This window comes from Thalassolituus hydrocarboniclasticus (genome assembly GCF_025345565.1).
GTDB lineage: Bacteria > Pseudomonadota > Gammaproteobacteria > Pseudomonadales > Oceanobacteraceae > Venatoribacter > Venatoribacter hydrocarboniclasticus.
Window position 1 is genome coordinate 639,202 of sequence record NZ_CP054475.1, and the last position, 20,796, is coordinate 659,997.

The 20,796-nt window shown below is 53.4% G+C and carries 19 protein-coding genes; 12 read left to right on the plus strand and 7 right to left on the minus strand.

The window, feature by feature from the left end:
- Positions 1 to 4: 4 nt before the first annotated feature.
- The gene (gene hisC, locus HUF19_RS02720; protein WP_260998381.1) at positions 5 to 1,069 is read left to right on the plus strand and encodes a histidinol-phosphate transaminase; all 1,065 of its coding nucleotides are present in this window, start codon (positions 5 to 7) and stop codon (positions 1,067 to 1,069) included.
- A gap of 96 nt (positions 1,070 to 1,165) precedes the next feature.
- On the opposite strand, the gene HUF19_RS02725 is transcribed toward hisC, so the two are convergent.
- Positions 1,166 to 2,290: a catalase family protein gene (locus HUF19_RS02725; protein ID WP_260998382.1), complete on the minus strand. Its 1,125-nt coding sequence runs from the start codon at positions 2,288 to 2,290 to the stop codon at positions 1,166 to 1,168.
- 100 nt (positions 2,291 to 2,390) lie between these two features.
- Positions 2,391 to 3,590, minus strand: coding sequence for a trypsin-like peptidase domain-containing protein (locus HUF19_RS02730; RefSeq protein ID WP_260998383.1), 1,200 nt, complete (start codon positions 3,588 to 3,590; stop codon positions 2,391 to 2,393).
- Between the two features lie 86 nt (positions 3,591 to 3,676).
- Here HUF19_RS02730 and HUF19_RS02735 point away from each other — a divergent pair, with 86 nt between their 5' ends.
- Positions 3,677 to 4,435 carry a Nif3-like dinuclear metal center hexameric protein gene (locus HUF19_RS02735; protein WP_260998384.1) on the plus strand — a complete coding sequence of 253 codons (759 nt, stop codon included), beginning with the start codon at positions 3,677 to 3,679 and terminating at the stop codon, positions 4,433 to 4,435.
- Positions 4,436 to 4,495: 60 nt separating this feature from the next.
- Here HUF19_RS02735 and HUF19_RS02740 read toward each other — a convergent pair whose 3' ends face one another.
- Positions 4,496 to 5,137: a TetR/AcrR family transcriptional regulator gene (locus HUF19_RS02740; RefSeq protein ID WP_260998385.1), complete on the minus strand. Its 642-nt coding sequence runs from the start codon at positions 5,135 to 5,137 to the stop codon at positions 4,496 to 4,498.
- A 257-nt stretch (positions 5,138 to 5,394) separates the two neighbouring features.
- Here HUF19_RS02740 and HUF19_RS02745 point away from each other — a divergent pair, with 257 nt between their 5' ends.
- Positions 5,395 to 6,375: an NAD-dependent epimerase/dehydratase family protein gene (locus HUF19_RS02745; RefSeq protein ID WP_260998386.1), complete on the plus strand. Its 981-nt coding sequence runs from the start codon at positions 5,395 to 5,397 to the stop codon at positions 6,373 to 6,375.
- A 106-nt stretch (positions 6,376 to 6,481) separates the two neighbouring features.
- Here the strand turns inward: HUF19_RS02745 and HUF19_RS02750 are convergent, their stop codons facing one another.
- Entirely contained in the window at positions 6,482 to 7,174 is a 693-nt protein-coding gene (locus HUF19_RS02750; protein WP_260998387.1) for a TetR/AcrR family transcriptional regulator, read from the minus strand.
- A 144-nt stretch (positions 7,175 to 7,318) separates the two neighbouring features.
- Here HUF19_RS02750 and HUF19_RS02755 point away from each other — a divergent pair, with 144 nt between their 5' ends.
- From HUF19_RS02755 to HUF19_RS02780, 6 genes are all read left to right on the plus strand, one after another.
- Positions 7,319 to 8,776 carry a flavin-containing monooxygenase gene (locus HUF19_RS02755; RefSeq protein ID WP_260998388.1) on the plus strand — a complete coding sequence of 486 codons (1,458 nt, stop codon included), beginning with the start codon at positions 7,319 to 7,321 and terminating at the stop codon, positions 8,774 to 8,776.
- A gap of 70 nt (positions 8,777 to 8,846) precedes the next feature.
- A complete protein-coding gene (locus HUF19_RS02760) occupies positions 8,847 to 9,803 on the plus strand; it encodes an alpha/beta fold hydrolase (protein ID WP_260998389.1) in 957 nt (318 codons plus the stop codon).
- A 361-nt stretch (positions 9,804 to 10,164) separates the two neighbouring features.
- The gene (locus HUF19_RS02765) at positions 10,165 to 10,941 is read left to right on the plus strand and encodes an ABC transporter ATP-binding protein (protein WP_145469946.1); all 777 of its coding nucleotides are present in this window, start codon (positions 10,165 to 10,167) and stop codon (positions 10,939 to 10,941) included.
- Between the two features lie 38 nt (positions 10,942 to 10,979).
- Positions 10,980 to 11,726 carry an ABC transporter substrate-binding protein gene (locus HUF19_RS02770; RefSeq protein WP_145469945.1) on the plus strand — a complete coding sequence of 249 codons (747 nt, stop codon included), beginning with the start codon at positions 10,980 to 10,982 and terminating at the stop codon, positions 11,724 to 11,726.
- A gap of 57 nt (positions 11,727 to 11,783) precedes the next feature.
- Complete coding sequence (locus tag HUF19_RS02775; RefSeq protein ID WP_225692059.1) at positions 11,784 to 12,482, plus strand: ABC transporter permease; 699 nt, start codon at positions 11,784 to 11,786, stop codon at positions 12,480 to 12,482.
- A complete protein-coding gene (locus HUF19_RS02780; protein ID WP_260998390.1) occupies positions 12,479 to 13,180 on the plus strand; it encodes an ABC transporter permease in 702 nt (233 codons plus the stop codon). The genes HUF19_RS02775 and HUF19_RS02780 overlap by 4 nt, the downstream gene beginning before the upstream one ends.
- A gap of 744 nt (positions 13,181 to 13,924) precedes the next feature.
- Here HUF19_RS02780 and HUF19_RS02785 read toward each other — a convergent pair.
- The 3 genes from HUF19_RS02785 to HUF19_RS02795 form a co-directional block, all read right to left on the minus strand.
- A complete protein-coding gene (locus HUF19_RS02785) occupies positions 13,925 to 14,551 on the minus strand; it encodes a LysE family translocator (RefSeq protein ID WP_260998391.1) in 627 nt (208 codons plus the stop codon).
- A gap of 28 nt (positions 14,552 to 14,579) precedes the next feature.
- Positions 14,580 to 15,692, minus strand: a complete 1,113-nt coding sequence (locus HUF19_RS02790) for a polysaccharide deacetylase family protein (RefSeq protein WP_260998392.1) — start codon at positions 15,690 to 15,692, stop codon at positions 14,580 to 14,582.
- A gap of 84 nt (positions 15,693 to 15,776) precedes the next feature.
- Positions 15,777 to 16,958, minus strand: a complete 1,182-nt coding sequence (locus HUF19_RS02795) for a YfaP family protein (protein ID WP_260998393.1) — start codon at positions 16,956 to 16,958, stop codon at positions 15,777 to 15,779.
- A gap of 394 nt (positions 16,959 to 17,352) precedes the next feature.
- On the opposite strand from HUF19_RS02795, the gene HUF19_RS02800 reads away from it, so the two are divergent.
- The 3 genes from HUF19_RS02800 to HUF19_RS02810 all read left to right on the plus strand — a co-directional run bounded on the left by HUF19_RS02800 (position 17,353) and on the right by HUF19_RS02810 (position 20,735).
- Positions 17,353 to 18,513: a phosphoglycerate kinase gene (locus tag HUF19_RS02800; RefSeq protein WP_230332580.1), complete on the plus strand. Its 1,161-nt coding sequence runs from the start codon at positions 17,353 to 17,355 to the stop codon at positions 18,511 to 18,513.
- Positions 18,514 to 18,577: 64 nt separating this feature from the next.
- Positions 18,578 to 19,480: an MORN repeat-containing protein gene (locus HUF19_RS02805; protein ID WP_260998394.1), complete on the plus strand. Its 903-nt coding sequence runs from the start codon at positions 18,578 to 18,580 to the stop codon at positions 19,478 to 19,480.
- Between the two features lie 16 nt (positions 19,481 to 19,496).
- The gene (locus tag HUF19_RS02810) at positions 19,497 to 20,735 is read left to right on the plus strand and encodes a hypothetical protein (protein WP_260998395.1); all 1,239 of its coding nucleotides are present in this window, start codon (positions 19,497 to 19,499) and stop codon (positions 20,733 to 20,735) included.
- Positions 20,736 to 20,796: the final 61 nt, after the last annotated feature.

Consider the following 20,796-nt stretch of genomic DNA (forward strand, 5'->3'; position numbering starts at 1 on the left):
ATCAATGAGTCAGTTCTGGAGCCCGTTTGTAAAAGACCTGGTGCCTTATGTACCGGGTGAACAGCCGAAAATGACGCGGCTGGTAAAGCTCAATACCAACGAAAACCCATACGGCCCGTCGCCTAAGGCGATTGCGGCGATGCAGGCGGAAGTGAACGACGATCTGCGTCTGTACCCGGACCCGAACGGTGACCGTCTTAAACAGTCGGTCGCTGATTATTACGGCCTCAGCACGGCGCAGGTATTTGTTGGTAACGGTTCTGATGAAGTGCTGGCCCATGCCTTTCATGGTTTATTCCAGCACGGCAAGCCGCTGTTATTTCCGGATATTACCTACAGCTTTTATCCTGTGTACTGCGGTCTGTACGGCATTGAGCCAAAACAGATTCCGCTGGATGAAAACTTTCAGATTAATATTGCTGATTACACCCGTGACAAAGCCGGAGAAAACAGCGGCATTATTTTCCCAAATCCGAATGCGCCCACAGGATGTCTGCTGCCATTAGCCGCGATTGAACAGCTGCTTAAGCAAAATACCGATACTGTGGTGCTGGTCGACGAAGCCTATATCGACTTCGGTGGTGAAACGGCTATTGCGCTGGTCAACCAGTATCCGAACCTGCTGGTCACACAAACGCTGTCCAAGTCACGTTCGCTGGCCGGTCTGCGTGTGGGTATTGCCGTTGGTCACCCGGATTTAATCGAAGCGTTAGAGCGTATTAAAAACAGCTTTAACTCCTATCCGCTGGATCGTATGGCGATTGCCGGTGCGGCCGCAGCCTTCGATGACCGTGAGTATTTCGACGATACCTGTCAGCGTGTGATCAACAGCCGCGATACCGTTGTTGCCGGTCTTGAGCAGCTGGGTTTTGACGTACTGCCATCAGCCGCGAACTTTGTGTTTGCCCGTCATCCGCAAAAAGATGCCGGAGAACTGGCCGCGTTGCTGCGTGAGCAGGGCATTATCGTGCGCCATTTTAAAACACCACGTATTGCCCAGTTCCTGCGTATTACCATTGGCACGGATGAGCAGAACCGGATTCTGCTGGATGCGCTGAAAGCACTGTAATTTAAGCCGGCTGAACTTAGAAAGAACGGCATAAAAAACAGACATAAAAAAAACGGGCTTTAAAGCCCGTTTTTTTATGCTCCGCATTTACAGATGTTATTCAAACACCTCATGCCCGGTCGGCTCAAAACGTTCAACGCCATTGGCCTGTAAACGGAAGTCGGAAATATCTTTCATCACGACCTGGCGGGCGCGGTTAATGCCGCCAATAGGGCGGTGTTCTTCCAGGCTGTGCCACGGGTTAAAGGAGATATTTTCGCAGAATTGTTTTTGCGCCTCAGAGGTAAAACTCTGTGGTGGAATATTAATCCGCGCCAGCGGAATAAAGGGTGAGTCTTCTTCGTCCCAGCTGATCAGGGCGTTTTCAGTCGGATTATCCTTAGGGTCTTTTTGCAGCTGAATTAAAAAGTCGAGGCAGGCACTGCCTTTGCTCAGTTGCTCGGCAAGGTTTTCTGCAAGGTAATCGTCGGAGTCGGTCATCTGGCCCGGATTATCGGAGCAGGTACGCAGTGCATAGCGCACGACAGTTGGGTAAGTCTGTACGCCATCGCTGCCTTCCAGTGGCAGGCCCAGAGCATAGGGCGTTACGCTGTTCCATTTTACATTCAGCGGATTATTGTAGACCTTGGCGCCGCGCAGAATATTCCAGGCGCCACGCGGATGGGTCAGCAAAAAGCTCAGGCGCTTGCCATTAAAATTGGCATCAAAGAAGTCGAAAAACTGCTGCGGGTTAGCGGCAAAAAAGGCATCGTGCCCCAGGAATAAAAAATCCTGAGTGTGTTGTTCGTCGCCCGGTAACGGCAGACGGTTGCCTTCAACCTGAGTCAGTTTTATCGCCAGTCCACGGAAATCTTTTTCTTTATCGCTGGTGATTTCTTCGACCGAGTTGGAAAAGCGCATCCATAGCGGGTAGCTGGCCGTCGGCTGAAAAATACCATGACGGTAACGCTCATCAATCTGTTCGTTAACCACAAAATTGCCGCGGATACAGCCGTTATCTTTGGGGTGGGTATCGCGCAGAATATTGTCGTTGGCGTACTGTTCTTTCAGGTGATCGGTCAGCAGGGTGCTGATGTCTTTAAACAGCACTTCTTCGCCTTTAACCGGCAGTTCCTGGCCTAAAGGCAGATCCGGGGTTTTGGTGCAGGCACTGAGGGTGAATAGAGTACAGCCCAACAGCAGAGCAGAGGATCGGCGTAAACCGGGTGCGATGGCTCGCATGATAAGTTCCTTTTATCGTTGAATGGCTGCGCCAGTTTAGCGGCTAAGCCTGATGCTGCCTATGTGTCATTGTGACCATGAGCGGCTTTTTTCACAGAAATTACTGCTGATGCGCTTTACGCTGGCCGGCAATGGCGTGGGTCTGCATTTTTTGTCCGGCGCGGATAAATTCCAGATCAATGCCATCGCCCGGGCGCAAGGCGGCAATCTGGTTCATAGCACTGCGCGCGTTGGCCGCATCCTGATTATTGATCCGCACCAGAATATCGCCGATGGCGAGTTTCGCCTGATCGGCAGGCCCATCGGGATAAATTCCGGTAACGATCAGGCCGGTTAATGCCTGCGGCAGACTGAGGGCGGTCAGCAATTGTGGTGTCGATTCCTGCACCTCAATACCGAGCCAGCCACGAATTGTGGTGCCGTGGGTGGCGATATCGGTCAGGGTGCGGCTGGCAACCTCAGCAGGAATGGCAAAGCCAATGCCCTGACTGCCGCCGGATTTGGAGAAAATGGCAGTATTTAAACCAACCAGTTCACCGTAGGCATTAATAAGAGCACCGCCGGAATTACCGGGGTTAATCGCCGCGTCGGTCTGGATATAGTCTTCGTAGGTGTTTAATCCCAGCTGGTTACGGCCGGTGGCGGAAACGATGCCGAGGGTTACCGTCTGGCCAACACCAAAGGGGTTGCCGATGGCGAGTACCACATCGCCGATACGCAGCTGACTGTCGTGGGCGACCTGAATCTGTGGCAGGTTTTCCAGCTCAATTTTCAGTACGGCGAGGTCGGCTTCGGGATCAGTGCCGACCACGGTGGCATTCACCTCACGGCCATCGTGCAGGGCGACCACAATCTGGTCGGCGCCGTGAATCACGTGGTTATTGGTCAGCACATAGCCATCCGGTGACATAATCACACCCGAGCCGAGGCTGGATTGCATGCGCTCGTTGGGTTCAGGGTTGGTGCGGAAAAAACGCTGGAAAAACGGATCATCAAACAGCGGATGGGTTTTGCGCCGCACCACTTTGCGGGTAAAAATATTCACCACCGCCGGTGCCGCGCGATCAACGGCATCGGCATAGCTGACCGGCCCCATATGCGCCATGCTGCTGCCGGGCGCGGCCGTTGTCTGCTCGGGCATCGGACCTATGCCGGCGATTGGCGCATAGGTTACCGCCGGAGCCTGAGGTGCTGTGGGGGTGACCAGCTGCGGCGCCCAGAGCAGCACGGCAAAGGCGACGACCAGACCAACCAGAACCGGTATCACCAGTGTATTCACAATGAACTGAGCAGAACGCATTTGCTGTGAATCCCCCGTAACCCATAAACTGGGCCATCTGAAAATATAAACCGGCATTTTATCAGAATATAAATGAGGGCCATATCATGGTTGAGCGCCGCCAATTACTGAAGCACCTTGACTCACTCTTACAAACAGAGCGCTTCCGCGATTATTGCCCTAATGGGCTGCAGGTGGCAGGGCGTGAACATATCAGCCATATCGTGACCGGTGTTACCGCCAGTCAGGCATTAATCGACGTCGCTATTGAGCGTGGAGCCGACACGATTCTGGTACACCATGGCTATTTCTGGAAAGGGGAAGATGAGCGTATTACCGGCATTAAGCGTGAGCGTCTGAAAGCCTTGCTGGTTAATGACATCAACCTGATTGCCTATCATCTGCCCCTCGACGGTCACCCGGTGTATGGCAATAACGTGCAGCTGGCCGATGTGCTTGGGCTGCAGATTGATGGCCCGCTGAGTGAAGACGACCCCAGCATTCCGGGTCATATCGGGCGTTTGCCACGCCCCATGAGCGGCAAAGAATTCAGCGCCTGGCTGGGCGAATGCCTGCAGCGCGAGCCGCTGCACATCGGCGAAGAAACCGACACCATCGAAACCATTGGCTGGTGTACCGGTGGCGCTCAGGGCTATTTACAGGTGGCCGTTAATGCCGGCGTCGATGCCTATTTAACCGGTGAAATCAATGAACCGGCGGTGCACCTGGCGCGAGAAACCGGCACCCACTTTTTCAGTGCCGGCCATCACGCAACCGAGCGTTACGGCGCCAAAGCGCTGGGTGAATATCTGGCCGATGAATTTGGTCTGAATGTGGAGTTTGTCGATATCGACAATCCGGTATGAGACTGCAGAACGCCGGGGAGGGCGGCTAATCGCTGCCCGTTACCGGTGCGCAGGAAAATTTTACTCAGCTCCCAGTTGTCCGACCACTCCGGATAAAATCATCCTGCTGTTTGCCACAACATCGTCGATAGATAGCCTATACCCGCTTTTCATCCAGTCGATAGCGCTGAATGCCAAGGCACCGCAAACAGAGTATCCCAGAGCTTCCAGTCTGGCTCTGGGGACATTAACCGCGAAGCGGGACGTCGCCAGAGTGTCTATCATCAGCAGGCCGAAAGACCGGGTCTGGCCCATATGAATGACATCCACACTGTCACTGATGCCCAGCACCTCCAGCATTGTAATCTGCGCAAAGGCCGGGTTACTGACTTCCCGGTAAAAGCAGTACAGTCCCTTATTTATAAAGTCGTTAATGTCTGCGCTTTCTTTCAGCGTCAGCAGAAGTTTTTGCTGGAAGTCTGACATCAGCTGCTGATAGCAGGTAATCAGCAGTGCCTCAGTGCTTTCGAAAGATTCATAGAAGTAACGGCTGGTCAGGCCTGCTTCACCGCAGATTGCCCTGACACTGGTGTTATGGAAGCCCAGGCTGCCAAATAAACGGATGCCGGCCGCGATGATCTGCTCTTGTCTCAGCTTCTGACGCTCTTCTGAAGAACATCCTGCATATTTCTTACCCGGCATTGGGGATGATGAACTACTCACTTGGCTCCCTTTTTACATTTGACAACGCTTGTAGTCAGAATTAATCTGACTACCAATGTTGTCAGTTTACTCTCTTCCGCTGGCTGGGATAAACCATCAGCAGGCATGGCAAGATGATAAAAATAATGAATACCTCTCCGCTTGTATTGAACCGCTGTGCAGGCAGAGAAAACGGTGATGGTCTCGTTGCGAAACCTTATCTGTCAGATGGGGCCGTATTTATCTGATTATCCGTAAATCTCAGTAAGGGTTCAGGCGTGCATAAAATAAAAAAAATATTTGTAACCGGAGCTAATGGCTTTATCGGCCGGGCAATTATGGAGCGTTACAGACAGCAAGGCATTGATATCTGTGGCGTCGATATTACAGCCGATCCTTCCCGCAACGTTGTGCGCGGTGATGTTGCCAATGCCGGAGAATGGCAGGAACATGCAAAAGGGTGCGACATCATTTTTCATACAGCCGCTGTCGTTTCAAATACGGCATCAGCGGACATGTATCAGAAGGTAAGTGTTGGCAGTGTGAAGCAGGTGGTTGCTGCTGCCAAAAAGCATCAGATTGCACGCGTTGTTCATCTTTCCTCAATCGCAGCCTATGGGCTGAACTTTGATGCTGATCAGGACGAAAGCTGCAGTATCTCGGTTCTGAGTGGATCTTCATATTGTGATGCCAAAGCAGCGAGCGAACACGGCTTTCTGGCGGCTCATGCCGCAGGAGATATCTGCACAACGATTATTCGTCCGGGAGATGTCTATGGTCCGGGGTCCAGACCCTGGGTTCTTATTCCTCTGGCGATGATCCGTAAAAAACAATTTGTTTTACCAGCCATGGGCAGAGGGATATTCAGCCCGGTTTATATCGATAACCTGGTGGATGGTATTGTTCTGGCTGCTGAAAAAGAAAGTGGGAAGGGCCAGACTTTTAATATAACCGATGGCACAGGCATAGAATGCAGAGAGTTTTTTAATAATCATTATAAATGGCTTGGAAAAACCACAGAGCCAGTATGCTTACCCACCCGTGTCGCCGAAGGTATAACCAGCATCGGCTCGTTTATTTTTAATACGGTATTAAATGCCAATACTGAAATAGACCGGAGTTCGCTGGCTATGCTGTCGAGAAAAGCCTCTTATTCCATTGATAAAGCCAGAGATTTACTCGGCTACACACCCGTGGTGTCTCTTGCGGAGGGAATGGAAAGAACAGAAGCATGGCTGAAAAGCAGCAGGGTTGTGTAAGTTTTTACAGTGAGTTCAGTCGCTGTTTATTACCCGGCCCACCATATACCGGCGGGCTGTTATGCAACACACGATGTGCGCAGGTTTTATCCGGCGCGGGATGAGCTTATTGTTCACTTTCTATTTGTCGCACCAGTCCCATAATCATGCGCATACCGGTGCTGACCAGTGTCTGCTGCGAGGCACTGCAACCGCTCTGCAGCCAGTAGGTCGTTACCTGACGCATGGCGCCGATAAAGCCCATTCCCAGCAGCGCGGATTCCTCATCACTGAGTTGCCAGTGTGGGTGTACGGTGCGCGCCAGCGTCATCACCATATTGGCAAAATCCTGCATGTAACCGTGATAGAAACGGTCGGTTTCTGCACTGACGCCTTCCAGTTCCAGCATACAGACCCGTGCGACACGGGCGTCCTGCATGGCACTGAAAAAGGCCGCCAGTCCTTGTTGTGCCAACACTTCAATCTGCCCGCCGGGCTGCGCCTGAGAGAAAGCGTTAAACAGCTGCTGTCTGATGCTGTCCATGCACTGGCCGTATACCGCCTGCAGCAGGCCTTCGAGATTACCGAATTCGCTGTAAAAGTAGCGGTCGGTCAGCTGCGCCTGACGGCACAGGCCACGCACGGTGGCATTGCGGAAGCCTTCGGTGCCGAACACTTCAAGCCCGGCCTGCAGAAACTGCTGGCGCCGCTGGGCTTTGCGCTGCTGCTGGCTTTGGCCGCCATAGGTGCGTCCGCCTGTTCTGGCTGCCGGAGCATCGCTTGTGGTGTGTTCGCCGTTGCTGGCGGTGGGTTTTCCCATCGGAAAAATTGTCCGGAAATGACTCGTACAGCAATTTGACGACAAGTGTCCTCAGAAGTAAAGTGAGGACATCTGTCGTCAGATTTACTGGCGAGTGCAATATAACAATAAAATTTCCGGCCGGTGCCGGGCGAAGAGGTCTGTATGTCCAGTTATGGTGTGATCATTATCGGCAGTGGCTTTGGTGGTCAGTGTGCCGCCATCAATCTTAAAAAACGTGGTATCGACGATTTTGTTATTCTCGAGCGGCGTGAATTTATGGGCGGTACCTGGGCACAGAATACCTATCCTGGTGCTGCGGTGGATGTGCAGTCGCCGCTGTATTCGATCGAATCCGAGCCGTATGACTGGTCGCAGATGTTTGCCGAACAGCATGAACTGCAGCAGTACACGAATCATGTGATTGATAAACACAGCCTGCGGGAAAAGACCCTGACCCACGCCAATGTTGAAAAAATCGAATGGCACGACGCTGATCAGCGCTGGCACGTGCATGTCGATGGTAAAGGCGTGCTGCAGGCGCGTTTTGTTATCAATGCCTCCGGGCCATTAAGCACCCCGGTGATTCCGCAGTTTAAAGGCCGCGACAGCTTTAAGGGAAAAGCCTTCCACACCAATAACTGGGATCACGATTACGACTATAAAGGTAAACGGGTCGCGATTATCGGCAGCGGTGCCAGCGCCGCACAGATTATTCCGGCCATCGCGGCCGATGTTGGTCATCTGCATATTTTCCAGCGCACACCACACTGGGTGTTGCCGCGCCCGGATTATGTATTTAAAGGCTGGCAGCGTAAGTTGCTGCGTAACCGTGGTATTTACCGTGCGCTGCGCGAAGCGATTTATTGGGGGCTGGAAAGCCGCGTAATTGGTTTTAAATATTCATCCACCATGCTGGAATTGCTGGCAGGCCGTAAAGCCCGTGCGCATATTAAAAAGCAGATTAAAGACCCGGTTCTGCAGCAGAAAGTCACGCCGGACTTTACCATCGGCTGTAAGCGCGTCATTTTATCCGACACCCTGTACCCGGCTTATTGCCGCGACAACGTTACCCTGCACGATAAAACTGATGGCATTGGTGAAATTAATGAGAGCGGCATTAAAACCAGCCATGGCGATCAGCTGGATCTGGATCTGATTATTTATTCCACCGGCTATGACGCCACCGATGGCGTAATCTCTTATCCGGTTATCGGTCGAAATCAGCAGACGCTGGCGGATGTCTGGGCGGATTTCCCCCGTGCCTATTTAGGTACGTCGGCGCCGGGTTTCCCGAATCTGTTTATTGTTACCGGCCCGAATACCGGTATTGGTCATACTTCGGCGATTTTTATTATCGAAGCGCAGATGAATTACATCATGAAGGCGATCGAAGAAGTCGGCCGCCGGCAGAAAAACCTGATTGAAGTAAAGGCCAGTGCCGAAGACAGCTACACCCGTCATATTCATGATGAAATGGCCAAAACCGTCTGGCAGCAGGGGGGCTGTAACAGCTGGTATAAGAGCAAAAGCGGTAAGGTAATTGCGATGTTTCCGGGCTTCAGTTTTACCTTCCGTCGCTGGACTAAAAACTTCCGCGTCAAAGATCACGACTTTGCCTGATCGAACCTGTTAACAACCGGGTAGTGCAGGTATAAAAACGCGATAACAATAAAATAGACAAGGTAAGGTTATGAAAAAAATCAGTCTGTTAATTCTGCCGCTGGTGCTGGCTCTGGTGGTTGGCATGCTTAACGGCGCTTATGGTCGTGTCGGCCATTGGCTGTATGCAAACGTCACCGATCTTGAAGCGTCACTGTACGGCTTTGAGCAAAGCGCGGTGGATATCGGCGATATGGAACTGGCGTTGTACAGCAATAATAATCCGGGCAAGCCCGCCATTGTGATGCTGCATGGTTACAGCGCCGATAAAGATGTATGGCCACGCTTCGCCAGGCATTTTGTCGACGACTATCAGGTGATTATTCCGGATATGGCCGGTCATGGTGATACCGGTTTTGATGCCAGCTGGGATTACAGTATGCCGGCTCAGGCCAAACGTCTGGCGGCGTTGCTGGATAAACTGGATATCGCTCAGGCACACGTTATTGGTAATTCGATGGGTGGTTTTTTAACCGCCACCTTCGCCATTGCTTATCCGCAGCGTACGCTGTCGGCCACTATGGTTGACCCGGCCGGGGTGATGTCGCCGGAGCCGAGCGATATGTTCAAAATGCTGAATCAGGGCCATAACCCTTTCCTGATTCATAACCGTGCAGAGTTCGACAGCTTCTATGCGATGACCATGGCGCAGCCGCCATTCCTGCCGGGAATGGTGCTGGAAGCCATGTCGGATAAATACATTGAGCGCCGCAGCGAGCTGGAAAAAATCTTCGCCGATTTCCACTCCAGCGATTACCTCGAAGAAAAACTGGCTGACCTGAAAGCACCGGCCATGCTCTGGTGGGGTGATAAAGACCGCTTACTGCATGTGAGCTCGGTATCGGTGTGGGAAGCGGGCGTTCCGCAGCTGAAGACCCATATCTTTAACGGCATCGGTCATATGCCGATGGTGGAAGTCGCGTCAGAAGCTGCCGATCTGTACCGTGACTTCCTGCAGCTGGTGCCAGCTCAGATTGCTGCCGAATAAGGCTCCCGAATAAGCCCTGCTGTTCAAACACAAAGCGCCGCCCGGTTTCCGGGCGGCGCTTTTTTTGCCTTGTTACAAGGCAGGACTATAGCCGTGCGCGCCCTGAATTGGTGCGTCGGGAGTCTTATTTCCATCCGGTCTGCAGCGTCGTTTGCCGCCAATTGGTCTTACCGTAAGACAATGCGCCCATCCGCTGGATTTCATACCTGCAGCGTTGTTGTCACACTTTTTTGCACCAATTCGTGACTCAAAGTGGACTTTCCGGTCAGAAATTGGCGCTAAGCTTGCGTGAAGGTTGTCTTCATCCTGCCAATGTGTAATGTTCGCGCCCTTGTCCGTTTGTGCGCGCCAAGCCCTGTATATGAAGAACTCCAACGCTGCTCTTGAGCTGATCAACATCCACAAATGCTACGGTAATCTTGAAGTGCTGAAAGGCGTCAGCCTGACCGCGCAGAAGGGTGACGTTATCTCGATTCTCGGCTCCAGTGGCTCCGGTAAAAGCACGCTGCTGCGCTGCATTAACCTGCTGGAACGCCCGAATCAGGGCGAGATCATTATTGGCAATGAACAGCTGGCACTGATTCCGGACAAAAACGGTGAACTGAAAGCGCAGGACAAGCGCCAGCTCGAACGCCTGCGTTCACGTCTGGGCTTTGTCTTCCAGCAGTTCAACCTCTGGCCACATATGACCATCCTGCAGAACCTGATCGAAGCACCGGTGCACGTATTAAAAGTGCCGCGTGATGTTGCCGTTGCACGGGCACAGGAATTGCTGCGCAAGGTCGGTCTGGCTGACAAACAGGACGCCTATCCGGGACATCTTTCCGGTGGGCAGCAACAGCGTGTGGCCATTGCCCGTACACTGGCAATGGATCCGCAGGTATTGCTGTTTGATGAGCCGACATCTGCCCTGGACCCTGAGCTGGTCAACGAGGTGCTGGCGGTGATGCGCGAACTGGCCGAAGAAGGCCGGACTATGCTGATCGTAACTCACGAAATGCGCTTTGCGCGTGAAGTGTCCAGCTCTGTGGTTTTCCTGCATCAGGGACAGATTGAAGAAACAGGCTCGCCGGAAAAGGTATTCGATAACCCCGAATCCCAGCGCGTACGCGATTTTATGGCGAGTCATCAGGCCTGATTGGTCTGCTTTATTATCTATTGCTGAGGATTAACACCATGCAAAAATTCGTTGCCACCCTGTGCCTGGCAGCCAGCGTTATGCTGTCGCCATTCGCTTCTGCTGAAAAAATCCGCATCGCATCTGAAGGGGCTTACGCACCGTTCAATATGATCGATGCCAATGGCAACCTGGTCGGTTTTGATATCGATATCGCCAAAGCCCTGTGTGCCGAAATGAAAGCCGAGTGCGAAATCGTGGCGCAGGACTGGGATGGCATTATTCCGGGTCTGATGGCACGTAAGTACGACGCCATTATTGCCTCCATGTCGATCACCAAAGAACGTCTGCGCGTGGTGAATTTTACCAATAAGTACTACACCAACAGCCTGGCGTTTGTGGCTGCCAAGGGCAAAGCTCTGGACACCAGCATGGACGGACTGAAAGGCCTCAGCGTTGGAGCGCAGCGCGCGACGATTTCCGGCCAGACGCTGGAAGATAAATACAGCGACGTGGTGAATGTAAAACTGTACGACACTCAGGATAACGCTTACCTCGATCTGGCTGCTGGCCGTATCGATGCCATCCTTTCAGATAAATTCCCGGCCTATGACTGGCTGCAAAGCAAAGACGGCGCGAATTTCGAATTTAAAGGTGCCGATCTGGATATCGATGACAAAATCGGTATCGCGGTGCGTAAAGGCGACAAACTGCAGGAACGTCTGAATAAAGCGCTGGATGCCATTGTTGCCAACGGCACCTACAAAGAAATTAACGCTAAATATTTCCCGTTTGATATTTACTGAGCGAACGCTGCTCAGAGGTAAGCCGATGAACGATATGACACACCAGGACGACGCTGCATGCTGATGGATTTACAGGGCTTTGGCCATCTGTTACTCAGCGGAGCGCTGATGACCATTCAGCTGGCACTGGCCAGCTTAGCCATCGGACTGGTGATCGGCTTACTCGGGGCGGCCGCCAAGCTGTCGCCTTCACCGTTTCTGCGTATTCCGGCCACGCTGTACACCACGCTGGTGCGCGGCGTGCCGGAATTATTGCTGGTATTAACCCTGTATTACGGCGGCGCTCAGCTGCTGATGTGGGGCGCCAGCTTTTTTGGTTATGACGAATACATCGAAGTAGGCGCTTTTGCTGCCGGTGTTGCAGCTCTGGCTATTGCCTTTGGTGCTTACGCCACGGAAGTATTTCGTATGGCGATGCTGGAAGTACCCAAGGGGCAGTGGGAGTCGGCACAGTCGATGGGCATGAGCCGCGGGCAAACCTTCTTCCGCATTATTTTTCCACAGGTGTGGCGTCTGGCCATTCCCGGACTGGGCAATTTATTTCAGGTACTGCTGAAAGATACCGCACTGGTATCGGTGATTGGTCTGAATGAATTAATGCGTCAGGCCAGTGTGGGTTCTGCGGCAACCAAACATCCTTTTGATTTTTATCTGGCAGCCGCCATTCTGTATCTGGCGCTGACCCTGTTGGCGACGCTGGTGACCGAAATTCTTGAGCGTCTGAGTAAACCTGAACTGCGTGGGCGACGGGCATGAACTGGGACTGGTCTGTAATCTGGGAGTATTTCCCACGCCTGCTGGAAGGCGCCTGGCTGACATTAGAGCTGGTCGGTTTATCCGGCCTGTTCGGTATTCTGATGGCGGTGCCTCTGGCGTTAATGCGCGCGTCAACACAGCCGCTGCTTAAAGGTCTGGCCTATGGCTATATCTTTTTCTTCCGTGGCACGCCACTGCTGGTACAGATATTCCTGATTTATTACGGTGCTTCACAGTTTGATGCGGTGAAAGACTCGTTCCTCTGGCCGATTCTGAAAGAACCTTACTGGTGCGCCATTATTGCTTTCACCATGAATACCTCGGCTTACAGCGCAGAATTAATCCGTGGTGCCATTCAGGCAATTCCCCATGGCGAAATTGAAGTCGCCGACGCGCTGGGCATGAACCGGCTGACCAAAATCCGCCGTATTATTCTGCCAAGAGCGCTGGGTATTGTACTGCCGGCTTACAGCAACGAATTTCTGTTAATGCTGAAAAGCAGTGCGCTGGCCTCGACCATTACCCTGCTGGATATTACCGGTATGGCGCGCACGATTATTGCCCGTACCTATACGCCGCTGGAAATTTTCTTCGCCGCCGGCATGATGTACCTGATTATGTCCGCTGTGTTGATCGGCTTATTCCGCTTGATGGAATTAAGGGTTAACCGGCATAAATACATCAGCAGAGAAGGCTGATAAATACCCATAAAAGTCTGCTTTAGCAACTGCGGTCCCACAGTTTGGAGTGACTTCATGTCACTCCAAACCGCAGCATTCATCGACTACTGTTTTTCAATCTGAAACGCCTTTCCGGGGCAAGCCCCTGGCCCCCTGTAAGGAGAGGTATCTCCTTACGATCCTCTCTTTTCGGCGCGTCCGGCTTCATCCAGCCAACTGCAATGATTATGCGGCACGCAAAACAATTCGCCCCGGAACGACGTTTTAAAATACCAATAATTTGTATCGTTCCGGGGCAGGGTTTTGCTCTGAAGGCCGCAGAATCATCTGGTTGTCTGGCGCCGCACGATCGCCGATTACAGTAACCCGCTCAGCCGTATTTCAACTGAACAGCGTTTGCGACATGAAATTGCATACAAACTGCTTGCTCTGAAACGCAGCAGCGAGGTGACGGTTTTCTGCGCCTCTGGGGCCGCCGCAGAAACCGCTGATATGTCTGGTCTGTCCGCAGGGATACGGACAAGCGGCTCCGGCCATGGATGGCCGATGAGACGCGCGGCCAGTAAGTATCAAGGTTTCAAGGGTGACGGCCCAGAAAGCGCGAAGCTGGGGTCGGCCCGCCGGCAAGGGGATAAGTTCCCCTGGGAGGCAGCAGGCCTTGATGTTAAAAAATGCTGTTTTTGCCAGCTATGGTGCTGATTAAAAACTATGGGACAGCAGTGTGTTTTGGCAGGTTTTTTTATCTTCGCTATCCGGGAGCGATTAATTCTTAGCCTCCATCATCGCGATTCTGACTCCGGTCGCAATCAGGGTTAAACCTGCGGTTTTATTAATCGCATTAACCACCCAGGCTTTGAGCTGCTTGCGTGCCAGATGATTGCCCATATAGCTGAATGCGCTGTACACCAGCAGGTCGGCGAGCAGGCAGGAAGCCCCCATAATCAATAGCTGCAGCAGCACAGGTTCTGCCGGATCAATAAACTGCGGCAGCAGCGCAGAAAAATAGAGCAGTGCCTTGGGGTTGGCGAGCTGTACGATTAATCCCTGATAAAACAGCTTGCCGGGTCTGCTCGTCTTTTGCTCACGGCTGAGATTAATGGGCCCGGCGTCGCTGAATATGGCACTCAGCCCCAGATAGAACAGGTAGGCAACGCCAACCCATTTAATCAGGGCGAACAGTGTGGCCGAGGCAATAATTAACGAGGCAATACCGGTGGCGGACAGCGAAAAATACAACACATCAGCGCAGGCGATGCCCAGCACGCCAAAAAAGGCTTTGCCTTGCGGGTGGCTGGCACCCTGACTGGCTGCGGTGATGGCAGAAGGGCCGGGCACCATGATTAACATAACCGTGGTTGCCAGAAAAATCAGGTAGAGTCCGCTGTCCAAAATTGTATTCCTGCCGGTTATTGCATTGTCAGAGGTTTATGGCGGTTGGCTGCAGGCTGCGGCAGTCGCGCCAGTTCAGTCCGGCCTGTTGCTGTAGGGTCTGCAGTGCGGCTAAATTCGCCAGCGCCCGCGGGTGAATATCGTGGTACAGAATAATACCGCGACGCCACAATAACATCAGGGTTATTACCCGGTCTTCAACGTCTTTATCGCTTAGTTTACGGTTCCAGTCCTGGCTGTCGATATTCCACAGCATCACGCCTTCACCTGCCTGCTTTAGTGCCGCGGTCAGAGCTTCGCTGCGCTGGCCGTAAGGCGGACGGAACCAGTAAGGGCCCGGCTGGTAATCATTCAGACGGCTGCGCGTGGTGCTGATGGAGTCGGCCCAGCCGTCCCATTTCTGGTGGCTTTTATGGACTTCGCCGTGGGAGCCCAGACACTGGCTGGCGTAAAAATCTTCAGGTGCTTTCTGCTGTTTAATGCGTTCGCCCAGGGCGAAAAACTGTGCATGCATACCGGCATTTTCCAGTGCTTTAACCAGCTGCTCAGTACCGTTTACTTTAACGCCATCCTTTAAGCGGTCGGGTGCCGGGCCATCATCATAGCTCAGCAGAAACTGCCGGTCGGGTAATTCAAAACCATCCACTTCGTGCTGATTAAAGGTGTGAATTTCACTGGTAATACGCGGGAACAGTGCCGCCAGACGCACCTGCTCATACAGGTAACGTAAGTGAAATGCTTCACTGGCTTTGGCCCAATTCTGATACTTCCCGGTAACGGGCCGTTGGCTGACGGCGGTTAATGCCGCCCAGCTGGCGGACGCGGCACACTGACCACAGGCCTGTGCGTAGTTAGCCTGCAGCCGCTGCCGGGTTTTCTCCAGCCAGCGCTGCACGCTGGCGGCATCGGGCTTATCGACGGCGGTGAAGGCTTTGATGTCGGCTTCGTTGTTCAGCGGCGTGGCTTCCAGCAAGCGGGCGAAGGTCAGAATTTCGGCGGCGGAGGCACGGTCAAACGCCACGGCGCTGGTTAACGGTTGTGGCCACAGGCTGCGCTCCAGCGTGGCGACTTTAGCGGGGCCTGCGGCCTGAGTGAGCGGGCTGATGATCAGGCCCAGTAACAGCGGGAAAATGAAACGCATGGAATATCCTTTGACGATGCGGAGTAACTTTGGATAAAGGGAATAAAAAACCCCGCTGACGCGGGGTATTTTTAATCGTACTGCTTATTGCTGGTTCAGTTTTTCCTGCATCCGTGTGATGCCACTGTCGTAAGCGCTGTGCTCACGCAGCGACTTGGCTTTGCGGAAGTTGTCCAGCGCATCCTGCCAGCGGCCACTGGCTTCATAAATACGGGCAATGTTGTAGTAACTGCTGGCCTGTACCCGATCTTTATTTTTACCGGATGCCAGTTCAATCGCTTTGCGGTTAGCCCACAGTGCTTCGGCGGTACGGTCCAGCTTCTGATAGGTCAGACCCAGGTTGCTGTAGGCCTGGCCAAAGCTTGGGTAAAGGTTAACGGCATCCTGGAAGGCGTACATAGCTTCTTCCAGTTTCTTCTCGCCATAGAGTTTTTCGCCACGGGTATTAATCCGCTTGGCTTCTTTTTTGATGGCGTCGGTGATCAGTGAGTGGCTCTCGAAGGATTCCGCGCTGATCAGGCTGTTCAGGTGCGAGGCCAGACCTTCACGGTTCAGGCTCAGGTACTGATCAATATCGTGGAAGGCGCCGTTTTCATCGATGCCGAACACCACCCAGCTGGAGGCGGTCTGCTGTGGTTTTACGTTATAGGTACGGATCAGCGTCTGGCCAACATAAACCTGCACGCGGGCGCTGCTGTTACCCAGTGCGGCGGAGGTTTTGCTGTTGCGGTTGGTGTAATCGTGCACGGCGTAAACGTAGCGTTCGCCGTCGTGCTTCTGTTCGATGGTGATGGTTTCCGGACCGTAGCTGTCGGTGTCATCCACATCCAGATTGGCATCACGGCCCTGTTTCTTCACGTAGTACACGTGATTCGCCGGGTAGGTCAGGTGAGAGTCCAGATCGGATGGTGTGCTACCCCAGGTCAGTACCACGCGCAGACCATCGAGGTTCTGCATTACCGGTGACAGGGCGTAGGTAAAGCCATCACACGGGCACTTCACAACCAGTGTGGAGTAACCGGCCTTGTCAATAATCATGGTGGTATCGTTATCGTCGGCCAGAGTGCTGCTGGCGCTGGCGATACCGTTGGCCGTCGATGTGGTGCGTACCGAGCTTTCACCGTTGCGCTGCCAGGTGATTTTGGCATCGGCGATTTTTTCGTCTTTAACCACGGCGCTCAGCACTTTGATTTCCAGTGCAGCAGCAGGCAAAGCCAGTGAGGTTGCCAGCAGCAGGCTGCTGAGGCGTAAGCAGGATTTGAACATGGGGTCTTCCTTTATTAACAGTCCTGGAATTGTCACTTCGGCTCGCTCCGGGTTGAGCCGAATGAAGACCGCAGATTCTAGCTGCAACCTCTATCAATAACTACCTTGGCGATAAGGACCCGTTCACACTATCTGAATCCGGCTTGCTGAACGTCAGTTTTCAGGGCAGGCCAGTAGTCACCATGCTCCTGTCTCAGAGGACTTTGTACCCATCGCTCCCGCAGCGGGAAGAACCAGATGCTGCGCGCGCAGGACTAGGGCCGGCGGTTGCTTGCTGCTATAATCGCGCCCCAAATTTTTTTATCGCCCGCAGAGCCGGTTCAGCGCGTAAGCCTTACACGCTGAGCCGGCTCTGCGGGCGCATCAGCTACTGGATATTGTGAGTGGGGTTATCATGACTGTATTGAAAATGGCCGATCTGGATCTGAGCGGTAAGCGCGTTCTGATCCGTGAAGACCTGAACGTTCCGGTTAAGAATGGCAAGGTCACATCCGATGCGCGTATCCGTGCGTCGCTGCCAACCATTCAGCTGGCTTTGGATGCCGGTGCCAAGGTGATTGTTATGTCCCACCTGGGTCGTCCGGAAGAAGGCGTGTACGACGAAGAATCGTCCATCAAGCCGGTTGCTGCCCACCTGGCTGGCCTGCTTGGCCGTGATGTTAACGTCATTAAAGATTTCCGCGAAGGCGTTGAAGTCGCCGCTGGCGAAGTGGTGCTGCTGGAAAACGTGCGCTTTAACAAAGGCGAGAAAAAAGACGCCGACGAACTGGCGCAGGCGTATGCAGCGCTGTGTGATGTGTTCGTGATGGATGCCTTTGGTACCGCTCACCGCGCTCAGGCGTCTACTCACGGTGTGGCCAAGTTTGCGCCGGTTGCCTGTGCCGGCCCGTTGCTGGCGGCTGAACTGGACGCACTGGGCAAAGCCCTGGCGACTCCGGCGCGTCCGCTGGTGGCCATCGTTGGTGGTTCAAAAGTGTCGACCAAACTGGAAGTGCTGGAAAGCCTGTCCGATATCTGTGATCAGATCATCGTTGGTGGTGGTATCGCCAATACTTTCCTGGCCGCAGCGGGCAAGCCGGTGGGCAAATCCCTGTGTGAAGAAGACCTGATTCCGGCAGCGAAAAAGCTGATGGAAAAAGTCTCTATTCCGCTGCCAACCGACGTGGTGTGCGGTAAAGAATTCTCCGAATCAGCAGCCGCGACACTGAAAAGCGCCGATGCGGTAGAAGCCGACGATATGATCTTCGATATCGGTCCGGATTCCGCCAAAGCACTGGCCGAACAACTGAAGAGCGCCAAAACCATTATCTGGAACGGCCCGGTGGGCGTGTTCGAATTCGACCAGTTCGGTGAAGGCACCAAAGCCCTGTCACTGGCGATTGCCGAATCTGATGCCTTCTCTATTGCCGGCGGTGGTGACACTCTGGCCGCTGTTGATAAATATGAAATTGCCGATAAAGTGTCTTACATCTCGACCGGTGGCGGCGCTTTCCTGGAGTTCGTAGAAGGCAAAGTACTGCCTGCGGTTGCGATTCTGGAAGAACGCGCCAAGTAAGTCAGATCAGGGCTGCCATGGGCAGCCCTGTTTCATTTTCACATTCATATATTCAGGGAAGAGTATGCGCAGCATTCTTTTATGCCTCTTATTGGTTATGGGAGCTGGTGTTGTGGCCGGCTGTGCCCAGCAACCTGCCAAAAAAGTAACCAGCGAGGCTGGTAACAACCTTCATCAGGCGGTTTTGTCTGATTCAAAAGCCATTTTCTCAGCCTTAATCGATGGTGCTGATGAAACCCGTCTCAGCCGTCGGCCGGTGGCTTGTCCAAATGGCCGGGATCGTGCGTCTGCCGGTATCACTGCCCGTGATCTGGCAAAAATCTGTGGGCTGAACGATGCCCTGGAAGCCTTCGCGGTTTACGACCGGGATGTTCTGAGCTGGCAGGCCGTACACCGTGCCAATGAGCCCGCTGATTATCAGGCGTTTCTGGCTGCCGAGCCGGACAATATATTCCGCAATAAAGCACAGCAGGCGCTGGCCGGTCGCCTGCAACAGATACGGGCAGAGTTACAGGCCAGCAGCCAGTGTGCACTGCAGGAGCCGGACTGGTTCTGGATCAGCGGTGAGTGTCCGCAGGGTGTGGCACAGGGGGAGGGTATTGCCCGGAACACAGAGGGTAATGAATTTCGCGGACGTGTAACGGATGGTCGTTTGGTACAGGGAAAATGGCTGGAAAATAACCGCATTGTTTACGATGGTGGCTTTGCTGAAGGTCTGCGCCATGGTGATGGTATCTGCTTACATGAAGGTGCTTATGAGCCCTGCCGTTATTACCGCAATGACCGGGTGGATGATGTCTTCGTGCAGCGCCGTCTGATGGCCCGCCATCTGGAATATCTGCGCACTGTACGTGGCAGTGGTGGCCAGCCGGGTTCCTGGTCGCAGGCGTTATCGGCGGAAGAAAAAAATATGCTGCGTAATCTGGATCGCAGCAGTGGTTATAACAGCGCCGATACCGGCGAGTAACTAACGGAGTCCAGGGATGAATCCTCTCAAGCAGATTGCTGAATTATTCAGCACGGTAGCGCCGGAACATTTTGCTGATTTATCGCTGGATGAACTGATGTCCGGTGAGTATCAGGTGGGCTTTGCCAGTCTGGACTTCTTTTCCTTAGAGCCCTTTGTGCAGTATCTGCAGCATATGCCGCCTGAGCGCTGTACGATTTATCCGTCGGTCGATGAGATGGATACCACGGCCGATGGCATCATTGTTGTTGCACTGCAGGGCCGGCAGTTGCATGCGACCAAATATCTGATTGGCGACGACGTCAGTTATGACACGGCGTTTTATCAGCTCGGTGACTGGTCCTGCCGCCAGCAGATTTATCGCAATGGCGCCGAAGTAAAACCCATTGTTATTGAGTTTCTGAAAAAAGATGCCGAGGGCTACCCTGTCACGTTTATTACCGCCCGTGAATACGGTTTAAAGGTCGGTGATTATGAGTGGAGTGAGGCCGGTGTGCGCATTGTTGAGCGTTCTGCCCGCATGCCAGAGCTCGGTGTTGCACCGGAGCTGACGCCTTATATGGAAAGCCTGGTTGAGTTCAGCAGCACGGGCGAGGTTGAGATCATCCGCAATCTGACGCAGAACAGCATTGTCTATGACCGTTCGCACGAAACGCTGTCATTGACGGACATGCTGGAGCAGGCCAGTTCAGTTCTGCACGATAAGATTCTGGCGGATCTGCAGGCGGCACCGGTTGCCAATACCGTTGGCTGTTTCCTGTTCGAATACTCAGACCAGGGGCCGTTACCGCCCACCATCGCGCTGATTCAGCCGCATGAAATCACGCAGGAAGAGGATGACTATCCGCTGTTATGGCTGAATGCTCCGGATTGCGAACTCTTTACCGAGGATGATTTTGACGGCATCCGCCTGCATGGTGAGCATGATGCGTTGTTTGACCGTATCAATGCCCAAATCGAGGAGCTGGATTACGAACAGGCCGATCAGCTTATCGTCGCTTTCTATCTCAACCTGTGCCGCCGTCTGCAGGATTCTCTTCTCTCTTCTTCGCTGCTGCAGACCACAGAGGATTTCTTTGTCACCGCGCGGGAATTTTCCGCCTGCAACGAAGCCGTTTTTCTGCAGCAACTCTGGCCAGCAGAGCGCTGGCAACCACTGGCGGCGGCGCTGGAGCAGTTTGCCGCAGCTCAGGCTGAGCGTGAACAGGCCATGATCCGCAGGATGACGGGCGAGGATGCAGACAGCGGCCGATAGCCGTTTCTATCTGCTGCCTAAGCCGCTAGAATAGCGGCCAGCCAATTTCCACAGTTAAGGT